This window comes from Cytobacillus solani (genome assembly GCF_006704205.1).
Taxonomy (GTDB): Bacteria; Bacillota; Bacilli; order Bacillales; family Cytobacillaceae; genus Cytobacillus; species Cytobacillus solani.
Genome location: NZ_CP041305.1, coordinates 3,660,724 through 3,674,493, shown reverse-complemented (window position 1 = coordinate 3,674,493; position 13,770 = coordinate 3,660,724). Strand labels below are relative to the sequence as shown.

General features: G+C 37.7%; 12 protein-coding genes. 1 reads left to right on the top strand and 11 read right to left on the bottom strand.

Going from position 1 to position 13,770, the window contains the following annotated elements; all coding sequences use genetic code 11:
* The first annotated feature begins 25 nt into the window (after window positions 1-25).
* Complete coding sequence (locus FI644_RS18405; protein ID WP_053476769.1) at window positions 26-2,656, top strand: penicillin-binding protein 1A; 2,631 nt, start codon at window positions 26-28, stop codon at window positions 2,654-2,656.
* A 31-nt stretch (window positions 2,657-2,687) separates the two neighbouring features.
* On the opposite strand, the gene FI644_RS18400 is transcribed toward FI644_RS18405, so the two are convergent.
* From FI644_RS18400 to panB, 11 genes are all read right to left on the bottom strand, one after another.
* Window positions 2,688-3,212: a YpoC family protein gene (locus FI644_RS18400; protein WP_056685400.1), complete on the bottom strand. Its 525-nt coding sequence runs from the start codon at window positions 3,210-3,212 to the stop codon at window positions 2,688-2,690.
* Window positions 3,212-3,865, bottom strand: coding sequence for an endonuclease III (gene nth / locus FI644_RS18395; RefSeq protein ID WP_056685403.1), 654 nt, complete (start codon window positions 3,863-3,865; stop codon window positions 3,212-3,214). The genes FI644_RS18400 and nth overlap by 1 nt, the downstream gene beginning before the upstream one ends.
* Window positions 3,866-3,890: 25 nt before the next feature.
* Window positions 3,891-4,601: a DnaD domain-containing protein gene (locus tag FI644_RS18390; protein ID WP_053476772.1), complete on the bottom strand. Its 711-nt coding sequence runs from the start codon at window positions 4,599-4,601 to the stop codon at window positions 3,891-3,893.
* A gap of 152 nt (window positions 4,602-4,753) precedes the next feature.
* Complete coding sequence (asnS, locus tag FI644_RS18385) at window positions 4,754-6,049, bottom strand: asparagine--tRNA ligase (protein ID WP_142108700.1); 1,296 nt, start codon at window positions 6,047-6,049, stop codon at window positions 4,754-4,756.
* 406 nt (window positions 6,050-6,455) lie between these two features.
* Window positions 6,456-7,646, bottom strand: coding sequence for a pyridoxal phosphate-dependent aminotransferase (locus FI644_RS18380; RefSeq protein ID WP_053476774.1), 1,191 nt, complete (start codon window positions 7,644-7,646; stop codon window positions 6,456-6,458).
* A 13-nt stretch (window positions 7,647-7,659) separates the two neighbouring features.
* Window positions 7,660-8,133 carry a cell wall elongation regulator TseB-like domain-containing protein gene (locus tag FI644_RS18375; RefSeq protein ID WP_053476775.1) on the bottom strand — a complete coding sequence of 158 codons (474 nt, stop codon included), beginning with the start codon at window positions 8,131-8,133 and terminating at the stop codon, window positions 7,660-7,662.
* Window positions 8,134-8,147: 14 nt separating this feature from the next.
* Window positions 8,148-8,318 (bottom strand): YpmA family protein, encoded by a 171-nt coding sequence (locus FI644_RS18370; RefSeq protein ID WP_075209175.1) that lies wholly within the window; start codon window positions 8,316-8,318, stop codon window positions 8,148-8,150.
* 193 nt (window positions 8,319-8,511) lie between these two features.
* Window positions 8,512-11,313, bottom strand: coding sequence for an ATP-dependent DNA helicase DinG (dinG, locus tag FI644_RS18365; protein ID WP_142108699.1), 2,802 nt, complete (start codon window positions 11,311-11,313; stop codon window positions 8,512-8,514).
* A gap of 162 nt (window positions 11,314-11,475) precedes the next feature.
* On the bottom strand, window positions 11,476-11,859 hold the full coding sequence (gene panD, locus FI644_RS18360) for an aspartate 1-decarboxylase (RefSeq protein WP_053476777.1): 384 nt from the start codon (window positions 11,857-11,859) through the stop codon (window positions 11,476-11,478).
* A gap of 11 nt (window positions 11,860-11,870) precedes the next feature.
* On the bottom strand, window positions 11,871-12,725 hold the full coding sequence (panC, locus tag FI644_RS18355) for a pantoate--beta-alanine ligase (RefSeq protein WP_053476778.1): 855 nt from the start codon (window positions 12,723-12,725) through the stop codon (window positions 11,871-11,873).
* On the bottom strand, window positions 12,722-13,558 hold the full coding sequence (gene panB / locus FI644_RS18350) for a 3-methyl-2-oxobutanoate hydroxymethyltransferase (protein ID WP_142108698.1): 837 nt from the start codon (window positions 13,556-13,558) through the stop codon (window positions 12,722-12,724). The genes panC and panB overlap by 4 nt, the downstream gene beginning before the upstream one ends.
* Window positions 13,559-13,770: the final 212 nt, after the last annotated feature.

Sequence of the window (13,770 nt, the reverse complement as noted above, 5' to 3'; positions counted from 1 at the left end):
TACAGTCCAGAAAGGATGAATAGATATGGCAGAGAATTATCAATCAAGAGAGGAGCGCAGAAAACAGCATGCTTCTAAACAAAAGAAAAAAGGCGGAAAACAGCCTTCTAAAGGTATTTTTAAACGAATCTTTTTAATATTAATTGCCCTTGGCATTGCAGGTATGCTAGTTGGTGCCGCTACCTTTGCCTTTATGGTAAAGGATGCACCTAAGCTTGATGAGAAAGCATTAAAGGACCCTATTTCTTCAAAAATTCTCGATATTAATGGAGAGCTAATTACGGAAGTTGGCTTAGAAAATCGAGAATACGTTAATTATGAGGACATTCCTAAACTAGTTGAAGATGCATTTCTCGCTACAGAAGATGTCCGATTCTATAAGCATAACGGTATGGATTTAATCCGCTTAGGCGGTGCAGTACTTGCCAACGTTACCCGTGGTTTTGGATCAGAGGGAGCTAGTACGATTACACAGCAGGTTGTAAAGAACTCCTTCCTTAATAATGAAAAAACGTTAAGCAGAAAAGCACAGGAGGCTTGGCTTGCCTTCCAGCTAGAACGGAAATATACGAAACAGCAAATTTTTGAAATGTATGTCAATAAAATATGGATGTCAGAGAGAAGCCATGGAGTATTGACTGCTTCCCATATTTATTTTGGCAAAGAACTTAACGAATTAGAATTACACGAAGCAGCTTTGCTGGCCGGGATGCCACAAAGCCCAGAAAATTACAACCCATTTAAACATCCAGACCGTGCAGAGAAAAGAAGAAATATTGTTCTTTCATTAATGAATCAGCACGGATTTATTACAAAGGAAGAAATGAAGGCTGCACAAGCCATCCCAGTCGAATCAAGTCTAGTTAAGGAAGAAGATAGAAAAAGAAATGATTCACCATATGATGCCTTTGTTGATGTAGTAATTGAGGAAGTAGAAAGTAAATATCCTGATTTAGATATCTCTTCTGATGGACTAACTATTTATACAACATTAGATACAAAAGCACAGGACTATGTTGAAAAAATGCTAAGTTCGAACGATATTGTTCAATTTCCAAATGATGAATTTCAGGCAGGAATAACCTTACTTGATACGAAAACAGGGGAAATTAGAGCAATTGGCGGTGGCAGAAATCAAGAAGTAAAAAGAGGATTTAATTATGCTACCGATTCAAAACGACAAGCGGGTTCGACATTTAAACCAATTATGGATTACGGTCCAGCAGTTGAATATTTAAAATGGGGTACGTACCATACCCTTGATGATAAACCTACCACCTATTCAAGCGGTCAGCAGATGAATAACTGGGACCGGAAGCATATGGGAAAAATGTCATTACGGGAAGCGCTAGCGCGTTCACGTAATACGGCTGCCCTGCAAACATTACAGGCAGTTGAAAAAGAGGTTGGCTTAGATAAGGCAAAGGAATTCGTTAATAAACTGGGTATTGATATGGATGAAGTCTATGAATCAAGTGCAATTGGTACTGAGGAAGTTTCATCATTAGAAATGGCTGGGGCTTATAGTGCTTTTGGCAACGAAGGCTTCTATACTGAGCCACATTCCATTAAGAAGATTGAAATGCGAGATAAGACAACGATTGATGCGACACCTAAGACTGAAGCTGTTATGCAGGATTATACAGCGTTCATGATCACTGACGTCTTAAAAAGTGTTGTGAAGGATTCCTTCGGAACTGGTAAGCAAGCGAATGTACCTAACCTCCATTTAGCAGGAAAAACAGGTACGACAAACTATTCTTCTAAAGAAAAGAAAGATTGGCAAATCCAAAGCGGCGGTGTTCCTGATATTTGGTTTGCTGGCTATACGACAAACTATACAGCAGCCATATGGACTGGATATCCAAACATGAAAAGTTCGATTGCTCCTAAGGATCAAAAGATAGCCCAAGCATTGTTCAAAAATTTAATGGCATATGTTTCAAAGGATGTTGATACACCAGACTTTAAAATGCCAAATAGTGTTGAAAAGGTAGCAATTGAAAAAGGAACCATGCCTGCTAAGCTTGCAAGTGAGTTTACACCTAAAGATCAGATCATTTACGAATATGCAGTAAAAGGCCAGGCACCTAAGGAGGTTTCTGACAAATTCGAAAAGCTTGATGCACCTGTAAATGTTAACGGATCTTATGATCAGCTAACAAATGAAATTGCATTAACTTGGGAATATCCTGAGGAAGCAGAAGATGTACAATATGAAGTCTCGGTTGCACTAAATGATGGAACAGAGCAGCCACTACAGGTTGTATCAGAAAAAGGCATAAAAATTGCCAATCCTGTACCTGGAGGCATCTATCAATTTAAGGTAGTTGCCATTCGAGGTGAAATGCGCAGTGATCCAGCTGCTGTAAAAGTTGAAATACCTATTCCAGAATCTGAAATTGATGATGGATTTGGAGACGGTGATCCAATGGATGACTTTGAAGAAGAAGAAGAGATAGAAGATGGAACATCTGGAAACAACGGAAACGGCAATAATGGAAATGGCGATGGTTCGGGTTCTGGCTGGGGTAACGGTAACGGAAATAACAACGGGACCGAAAATGGCCAAGGCGGCGGAAACACCTCAGGCGGAGACGATACAAACAATGGATCAACCAATCCAGATGGGACTCAAGGATCAGGCGGACAATAAGAATATGAAATATAAAAAAAAGCGTCCTAAGCTATTGCTTAGACGCTTTTTTGATAGCCATATGTTTTACATACTGCTTTTCCATTTCAATCAAAAGCTCATTTAATTGTATAAAAGAATGATAAAGAGCTGGCCGCTGAATAATAAAGCCGATTCTCTCCTCTAAATTTACAGGCTGAACTTTTAATGATTTACTTGATAATGGCATACCAAAATGAACGGGCTGACCATTTGCCCAATAAACAAACTGCAAAAATAAACCTATCCCTTTTTTCATAGGTACGATTGCATCCTTATAATTTCTTTTGGTAAAGATTTGCTCAAGTTTATTTTTTTCAGTATCCCACTCACTTTTTATTAAAGGAATGGAATTCTCATGTGACTGCCAGGGCTTAAGTGCCTCAATATTTGCATAAAAGGCTGCTTCATACAGAAAAGGAATGTTCAGTACCATATTTTGTAATTGACTTTTCTCAACAGTCATTCTTTCATTAGCAGAAAAAAAGAAAGGATTATTCAATTCATTCGGAATGGATAAAATTAATTGCTCACTCATTATGCACCCTTCTCCTTCATGCGCTTTTTCCCTTCTCTGCAAAGTTCGAGCAATGGACATACAGAACATTGGGGATTTTGCGCCTTGCAATGATACCTTCCAAAAAATATCATTCGATGATGCGTAACAGACCATTCGTCCATGGGTACTTTTCTCATCAATGTCTTTTCTACTTCTAATACGGAGTCCTTCCATCTGCAAAAGGCTAATCTTTTGCTTACTCGCTCTACATGTGTGTCAACCGCAATTGCTGGAATGCCGTACGCAACTGAGACAACAACATTTGCCGTTTTCCGTCCGACTCCAGGAAGCTTTGTTAATTCATCCCGATCATGCGGAACAATGCCACCATATTCATCCAGTAGCATCCGGCATAATTTTTGAATGTTCTTTGCTTTATTCCGATACAATCCGATTGAACGAATATCCCCTTGCAGCTCTTCTAAAGAAACATTTAAATAGTCTTCAGGTGTTTTATATTTTTGAAATAGGTTTTTTGTTACTTTATTTACTAAAACATCCGTGCATTGAGCTGACAAAGCCACTGCAATGACTAGTTCAAAAGGATTGGAATGTGTTAATTCACAATGTGCATGGGGAAACATTTCCCCCATTTGATCAAGACAATATCTTATTTGAGTTTTATTTAACATGTATCCCACCACTTACTTCTTCTAATTATTGCTCAAGCCAATTATAAAACGGAACAGATTTTAATGTTGGATTGGCATCCTCATTTTGTTTGTTTCGCTGCGGAGTTTGACTTTGTCTGAATTTTTTTCCGTAGCTCTTGGCTTGTTCAATGGTTTTAATTCCATTCTTTTTCCATTCAAATAAAATTCGGTCAATATAACGAAAGTTTAGCTTGCCGGAAATAACCGATTCCCTTAACGCAGCTTTTATAATATGCGGGTCATGATGATCATCATCCATCCACATAGCAAGTGTTTCACATTCGAATGGAGATAAAGGGCGCCCGAATTCTTGTTCAAAGCAAGTATACAAATCCGTTTCATTTTTTTGATTAGCTATCACAGCTTCCTGTTTACCTCTTAGCAAAAAGCAATCAATTAATTTTCCCCATAACGGTTCTACATCATATCTTTCATATCGAACATCGTCTCCTGAATAACTTTCTTTTATTTCAATAAATCCTTTTTGAACTAATTTTCGGAGAATTCCAGTACATTCTGAAACGGATATAGTCATGCGGGAAGACAATTCAAAAGGAGTAGGAAATTCATTTCCATTTTCAATAAAGGAGATAACTTGCAGTAAAAGCACTAGCTCATTTTCATCTAAATTCATCTCTTTATAATGAGTGAGTAAAACTCCAGGGATCGTTACATTTCCTTCCTGGATCCACTTTAATAAACTTGTTTTTGACATTCTAGACACCTCTTCATAAGTATAGCATGAACACCCCTAGCTAGTAAGGAGAATATGAAAGGCAATCATTCCTATTAATCGCTACTTGACATTAAAGAGTTTCTTCACTTTAATAGAAAAAATCCGCAAAAAGCGGATTTTCCCTTAAATAATTATGGATATAAACGATTTAATAGACGCGGGAATGGGATCGTTTCACGAACATGTTCAACCCCACTAATCCAGGCAACCGTTCTTTCCAGTCCAAGTCCAAACCCAGAATGTGGTACAGATCCATATTGACGCAATTCTAAATACCATTTATAAGCGTCCATTTCTAAATTATGCTCTTCAAGACGCTTCTTCATTAAGTCATAGTCATGAATACGCTCAGAGCCGCCAATGATTTCTCCATACCCCTCAGGAGCGATCAAATCTGCACATAGAACAACATCATCACGCTCAGGATGAGGCTGCATGTAGAATGGCTTTATTGCTTTCGGATAATGAGTAATAAACACTGGTTTATCGTAGCTCTCAGCAATAGCTGTTTCATGTGGCGCACCAAAATCATCGCCCCACTTAATATCATCAAAGCCTTTTTTATTTAAGAATTTGATTGCATCATCGTAAGAAATACGCGGGAACGGTGCTTTAATGTTTTCAAGCTTTGATGTATCACGGCCAAGCGTTTTTAATTCTAGGCTGCAGTTTTTCAAAACAGATTGTACGATAAATGATACATATTCTTCTTGAACCTTTAAGCTATCCTCATGCTCATAGAATGCCATTTCAGGCTCTATCATCCAGAACTCAATTAAGTGTCGGCGTGTCTTTGACTTTTCCGCACGGAAGGTTGGCCCGAAAGAGAATACTTTTCCAAGCGCCATTGCAGCTGCTTCCATATATAATTGTCCACTTTGTGAAAGATACGCATCTTCATCAAAATATTTTGTTGCAAATAATTCAGATGTTCCTTCTGGTGCACTTCCAGTTAATATCGGCGGGTCCACCTTCACGAATCCTTGCTCATTATAAAATTCATACGTAGCACGAATAATTTCGTTACGAATTTTCATCACCGCATGCTGACGGCGTGAACGAAGCCATAAATGACGATTATCCATTAAAAACTCTGTTCCATGTTCCTTTGGAGTAATTGGATAATCTACAGCTCTTGAGATGACTTCAATATTCGTTACAAGCAATTCATAGCCAATTGGAGAACGCTCATCCTTTTGTACTTTTCCAGTAACATAAACGGATGACTCTTGTGTTACTGATTTTGCTTCTTGGAATACTTCTTCAGGTACATCTGTTTTTACGATAACCCCTTGAATAAAGCCTGTTCCATCACGAAGCTGAAGGAATGCAATCTTTCCGCTTGAGCGTTTATTAGCAATCCAAGCCCCAATCTTCACTTCTTGATCTTCATATTTGTAAACTTCAGATATCGTTGTTTTAACCACTGTGTTCCCTCCAAAAACTAGTAAATCTCGACTTATGTATCCTTTTTATTATACCTTCCGACATTGTGACAAGCAACTAAGAAAAGCGGAGGCGACTGGTTCAGCCCCGACAAGCATAAGACAAGCTGGCTAGAAGGTTGTTTTTTAACCTTCTAGCCAGCTTGGCTTATGACCTCGAGGGGCTAGGAGCCGCAGCTAGACAAATGAAAAGCGGAGGCGACTGTTCAGCCCCGACTTAAACTTATTCGCCAATATGGTATGTTTATTCGCCGTTATTCGCATATATTGGCCGTAGCAGCCGATATATGCGCCGTGCTATTCAATTTATTCGCCAAAATACCATACATATTCGCCAATGCCCTATAATGATAAAAGCGGCAGCCTAATTCGGCTGCCAGCTCACAAATTATTTCAGTTTGCTTTCAACAAATTCATGCATCCGACGAACAGCCTCTTCTAATAATTCAAGTGATGTTGCATAGGATAGACGAATATTATTTGGTGCACCAAAACCGGAGCCAGGAATCACTGCAACCATCGCTTCTTCTAATAAAGCTTGGGAGAAATCATCTACATTTGCAAAGCCTGTTAATTCGCATGCCTTGCTTACATTTGGAAATAGATAAAAGGCTCCCTGCGGCTTTAAGCATGTAAAACCAGGAATGGCAATTAATTTTTCATAAATGGTATTAAGTCTATGCTCAAACGCTTCACGCATTTCTTGAAGCATTTTCTGTGATCCAGCGTAAGCTGCAATAGATCCGTATTGTGCTGTTGTTGTTGGGTTGGATGTACTATGGCTTGCAAGATTTGTCATCGCTTTAATAAGCTCCTTATTTCCTGCAGCATAGCCAATTCTCCAGCCAGTCATTGAGTGTGATTTCGATACACCATTAATGATTATCGTTTGTTCCTTTAATTCTGGTGAAAGCCCAGCAATAGAGACGTGCCTATTATTGCCGTATACTAATTTTTCATAAATCTCATCCGAAATAATTAAAACTTCATGCTTCAGACAAACTTCACCAATTGCTTCTAGCTCAGATTGTGAATAGAGCATTCCTGTTGGGTTGCTCGGTGAGTTAATAATGACTGCCTTTGTTTTCTTAGATATTGCCGACGTTAATTGCTCTGGAGTAATTTTATAATCATTTTCTTCTTTTCCTTCAATGTAAACAGGAAGTCCGCCCGCTAGCTTTACTTGTTCAGGATAGCTGACCCAATAAGGAGTTGGAATAATGACTTCATCCCCCTCATTAAGGAAGGCTTGGAATAATGTATACAATGCATGCTTAGCACCGTTCGTAACGATAATTTCACTTGGATCATAAGTAATTCCTTGATCTTGAGCAAATTTATTTACGATTTCCTTTTTTAAAGCCGGAAGTCCAGCAGAAGGAGTATATTTCGTATGCCCTTCATTCATTGATTGTATCGCCGCATCAATTATATGCTGTGGGGTATTAAAATCTGGTTCCCCCGCGCCTAAACCAATGACATCAAAACCTTGTGCTTTCAATTCTTTCGCCTTCGCAGTAATTGCCAATGTTGAAGAAGGGGTTAATGTTTTCACTCGTTGTGCTAATTGGATCTCCATTTTCTTCCTCCATCTATAAGTTTTCAATTTTTTTCAGCCATTCACCTGTTTCAAAGTTAACATAATAATAATTGATTAAATCACCTTCGGAACGGTAGTAAATTTCCCATAAGGGAATATTTTTTTCTATCCCTAAGCGTACAGAAACTATTTCTTTCGGATTTTTTTCCTCACGAAGTTTACTTACCGCTTCTTTTTCAGAAACACCGTCTGACTGCTTCCGAACAATGATTCTTCCTTCTTTTTCAGGAATCCATACATAAATGTTTGTACCTTTAGCATTTTTACCTTTTACAACATAATAAGTTTCTTGTCCGTTGTATAAATAAAAATCTTCTGCCTTCGTAAGTTCCGTTTCCTCCATCGCTGTTTGAACGGCTTTTTCCTCAGCTGTTTTCACAGGCTTTAATGCTTTTTGATAAATAATTGTTCCAGAAACCAAAACAATGAGAATTATGAATATACTTATAATAATTATTTTTTTCACGAATGTCACTCTTCTTATGTACGATAAATTGAAAATACAGCTTTATTTTGATCTTCTTTGTCAAGTGCTAACCCAAACATTAAATCCTTTTCTTTTAATGTACGATTTAACACATCAACCACCTTATAAAGATCTGGGCTTAACTGAATTTTAACTGTCGAAATGACTTCAATTTTACTTTCCATACTGGAAATCCTCCTCATAGGCAACAAAATTTGTAACTTATATGTTTGATTCATACGGATAAACTATATGTACGTAACTGTTCAAACCTTTAAATTAGTATAACAGCTAAATGATTTGCATTAAATATCAACTTTAAATTTCTTCTAATCCACTTACGTCTTTTGGCTGCGCTAGAATTAGCGCAGCATTTTTTTAAATCCACTCTTTAATCAATGGAATAATTTCATTTATCCCACTTTTTTCAACTGGTACTTCCGGTATCGATTGTAAAAATGCTTTCCCATATTTGGTAGTCACTAGCCTGCGGTCAAAAATAAAAATGAGCCCTCGGTCATTTTTCGTTCGAATTAATCTGCCGAAGCCTTGTTTAAAACGGATAATCGCTTCTGGCAATGAATAATCAGAGAAAGGGTTACCGCCGCTTTGTTTAATTTGGTCGCACTTCGCATCTGTTAACGGTTCATCCGGAGGTGAGAAAGGCAAGCGAACAATAATTAAACAAGTTAAATCCTCGCCAGGTATATCTACACCTTCCCAGAAGCTGCTCGTTCCTAATAGGATTGCTTTATCAAACTTTTGAAAATTCCTTGTTAATCTTGACCTGCTTCCACTTGAAATTCCTTGGGCAATAATTGCATAGTCATTTAGAAATCCTGATTCCTTTATGAGTTCATACGTTTTTCTAAGCATTTCATGAGAGGTAAATAAAATAAGCATTCGCCCTTTTGTTACTTCTGCAATGGAAATAATATGTTCCGTAATCGATGCAACATATTCTTCCAGCGGAACGGCATTTACCTCAGGTAGATCATCAGGAATAATAAGCTTTACTTGTTCCTTATAGTTAAATGGTGATTGAATTTGCTGTACTGAACAATCTGATGCCGTTAATCCAAGCTCTGTTAACATATAATTAAACGAATTTTTCACTGATAAAGTTGCAGAAGTTATGATTGCACACTTCTTTTTTTCAAAGAATTGCTCTTTTAAATAATTCTCAACAGTAACTGGCTGTGCGTACACTGTTGTTGCATTTTGCATGGCACGCTCGTCCATTTCAATCCATGATACAAATTGCTCAGAAGGGTGTAAAAAGATATTTTTGACAACGAAAGAGAGGTCCTTTAATTCTTCAACAAGTGACGTTAATTCTTCCATTGAGGACTTTTCCCTAGCGGATAACGATTCCTGAACTGTTTTGATGAAATCAAGTCTTGCATGAACCATTTCAACGAAATCTTTAACGAAGAAAATAAATCGCTCAGCAGAAATTTCAACCGCTCTCCATTCCATATTTGCATCATCAACAGTCAATCGACAGCTAATTCTGTTATATCCTTTACTCGACTTCTTTCTCTTTTTAGCATAATAGCTGATCACTTTAAATAGTTCATCTGCTTCTATACTTAGCTCAGCCATCATTTGGTTCACTTCAAAAGAATGAATGAGTTCATGCTTGTTTACCCATTCCTTTTCCAAAATTTGCTCTAGCTTATGCAACAGTTGCTTTTGCTCGATGAGACCAATTTGACTAAGAAGCAATCGGGTAGATAAATAATCAAAAGTAAAACCGAAATGCTTTCCCGATACTTTCATAAAATGATGTCCTTCATCAATAACCACATGGGTATATTCAGGCAATATTTTATGATCTGTTACAAGATCGGTTAAAAGTAAGGAGTGATTTGTAATAATTATATCTGATTGCAAGGCTTCTTTTCTTGCACGCATATAAAAATCCCTAGACAGCCAAGATTTATTTTTCAAGAAGACGGTTTCGTCATTTTTTATTTTATTCCAGTAGAGCATCCCCCCACTAGATAAATTCAACTCATCGATATCTCCATAATTCGTTTCTGTCAACCAAACAAGAATCTGCATTTTCGTAAGAATCGTATCATAATTATCGTCTTGGTCCTTTAATGTTTGTTCAAATTTGGTAAGGCTTATATAATGGCTTCTGCCTTTTAACAACACCGCTTTAATTGGAAAAGAAAGCATTTTTGCAAGCCTTGGAATATCATTAGACAGCAATTGTTCCTGCAGCTGAGTCGTATATGTACTAATTATGATCGTTCGGTTATTTTCTTTCGCATAAATAGCAGAAGGAATCAAATAGGCAAGGGATTTTCCAACACCAGTACCTGCTTCGATCATCGCATGCCTCTCTTGATTAAAAGCATCATAAACAGAATCCATCATGTCGAATTGACCTAAGCGGGTTTCAAAAGCGGGAAAAGCTTTTCGAAATAGCTCCTCTTTCTCCTCATTGCCCACGGGATAGTTAATTTGCTGCATTTTGCTATTTTCTGTTTGATCCATTCCTTTTTTAAGCGCAATTCCATGATGAATTTCAAGAATATCTGGAATAGTTTCGATCGACGATTCTTTTTTTACAATAATATTGTCAATAAGAAGGTCTAAATCACTTTTTAAGCCGCTAGAAAGCTTATGAAGCTGTTTTACCGTATTTAATGGCAGTTGCTCAAGTCTTTCTAAAAGACGCAAAAGAAGCTCTGCTGTAACGTATGCATCACTATCAGCTTGATGTGGACGTTCATGGTTTAACCCTTCTCTTATCGCAAGTTCAGATAATTGAAAGCTATCTGCCGTTGGCATAAGTACTCTCGACATTTCCACTGTATCCAATATTGGGCCATAAAATCCGTTATACCCTGTTTCAATTAATTCCTCTTGTAAAAATGAAAGGTCAAAAAGTACGTTATGGGCAACAAAATATGCTCCCTCTAATAGGGTTAATACTTTAGGGGCAATTTCTGAAAAATCAGGGGCATTCTCAACCATCTGGTCATTTAAGCCGGTTAATTCTTCAATAAAAGGCGGAATCGCTTTTCCGGGATTGACGAAAGAAGAATATTCTTCAGTAATTTTTCCATTTTCAATGACAACTGCAGCAAATTGTATGATTTTATCGCCCTTCTTTGGAGCGTTACCAGTTGTTTCTAAATCAATTACAACATATTTATTACCCATACTAAACACCTCTAACATTCAGTCAATCAAACGGTATCACAAAAATGGAAAAAGAAAAAGACATATACCTTTCTAATTATATTTTTAGCTATATTTACCTGTATCCATACCTGAATAAGAAAAGCTGACCAGATATATCCAGTCAGCTATTGATCATCACATTTAATAAATCGTCTTCTCCGGTTCATGGTTGATCATATTTTTGATTCGATTGTTTTCATCCATGATGGCTACTTTTGGTTCATGATTCGGAACATTTTCCTCAGCAATCATTGCGTAGGAAATAATAATAACGATATCCCCCTCTTGAACAAGGCGTGCTGCCGCTCCGTTTACACAAATAACACCAGAACCTCTTTCCCCGGGGATAATATATGTTTCAAATCTTGCACCATTATTATTGTTAACAATTTGCACTTTCTCATTTGGAACCATGCCGACTGCATCAAGAATGTCTGTATCAATCGTAATACTTCCTACATAATTTAAATTTGCCTCTGTGACAACGGCACGATGAATTTTGCCGTTCATCATGGTGCGGAACATGATGTTTCCCCCTATTTTTCATTAATTTCTAAAATGATATTATCAATCAAACGTGCTTTCGAAAACTTTACTGCCATCGCAATAATAAACTTCCCATTTAACTTAGTCATTTCTTCCAGCATCGGATAGGAATATGCTTCAATATAATCAATCTTGCCATCCGTATTCTCAGCTATCATCTCTGTTATGAAAGTGATCACTGTTTGTGGATTTCTTTCTCCTTCAAGAATCATTTCTTTTGCTCTTAAAAGACTTTGATAAAGTATAGGAGCCTGTTCTCTTTCATTTGGAAGCAAGTTTACATTCCTTGAGCTTTTTGCCAGCCCATCCATTTCTCTGACCGTTTCGACAGGAATAATTTCAATCGGAAAGTGAAAATCATTTACTAGCCCTTCCACGACAGCCACCTGCTGTGCATCCTTCGTCCCAAAATAAGCCCTTTCAGGTTGTACAATATGAAAGAGTTTTGTCAGCACAGTTGCCACACCATCAAAATGACCAGGTCGAGATTTCCCGCACAAGACATCTGTTCTTTCATTTACTTTTATCGTAATAGAAGATGGGTGCGGATACATCTCTTCCACCGATGGGTAAAAGATGTAATCAACCATTTTCTTTTCCGCTAATTCTTTGTCTCTTTCAAAATCCCTTGGATAAGAACTGAGATCTTCCGTTGGACCAAATTGAAGTGGGTTGACAAAAATGCTTATGACAACTATGTCATTTTCTTCTCGGGCTTTTTCCATCAAGGTTAAGTGGCCTTCATGTAAAAAGCCCATTGTTGGAACATATCCGATTGATTGTCCGTCTTGTTTTGCATGCGATATCGTGTTCTGCATTTCCTCAATTGTTGTTATTACTCTCATGCTTTCCCTCCGTACAAACTAAGCAATTCTTCTTCCTTCATCGTAAAGCTGTGCTGAACATTCGGAAATAAACCTTGTTTCACTTCCTGACAATAGGATTTTAACCCTTGTTCAACATGATCGTTCAACTGCGAGTATTGCTTAACAAATTTCGGAACACGTTCCACACCATAAGTAAGCACGTCATGGTAGACAAGAACTTGTCCATCAGTATCCACTCCAGCTCCAATTCCAATTGTTGGAATCTTAATGGATGTGGAAATTTCTTTTGCCAATTGCTTGGGAACACATTCTAATACAAGGGCAAAAGCCCCAGCCTCTTCACATTTTTTGGCATCCTCAATTAACTTTTTCGCAGCTTCTGCATTTTTGCCTTGAACCTTATATCCTCCTAAAACACCAACCGATTGCGGAGTCAGTCCTAAATGAGCGACAACTGGAATGCCTGCTTTTGTTAATGCGCGAATGCTGTTAATAACCTCATCTGCCCCTTCGATCTTGACCGCATGTGCACCTGTTTCTTGAATCAGTCTTGCTCCATTTAAAAGCGTGTCTCTCATGGATAAGTGATAACTCATAAACGGAAGATCGACAACAATAAATGTATCCTTTGCTCCGCGCTTCACTGCCTTCGCATGGTGAACCATATCATCCATTGTTACCGGAATGGTTGATTCATACCCTAAGACAACCATTCCTAATGAATCCCCGACTAATATCATGTCGACTCCAGATTTCTCAGCTAGTTTCGCTTCTGGATAATCATAGGCCGTTAACATGACAATCTTTTCACCATTTTCTTTCATTTTCATGAAATCGGTCGTTTGCTTCATTTCTTGTCCTCCTTTTTTTAAGGAAGAGGGTGATATAAAGCTAGAGCTATTTTTTGCAAAATAAAAACCCTTCTGAATACACAGAAGGATAGAAATTTAGCTCAGATTTGCAATTCATCCCTCTGTCCCGGTCCATTATGGATCTAGGCAGAAATCTTTAATTTATTTGATATCAAATTGGTGCAGTTCAACAAGAGGATACTGCCCGAGAA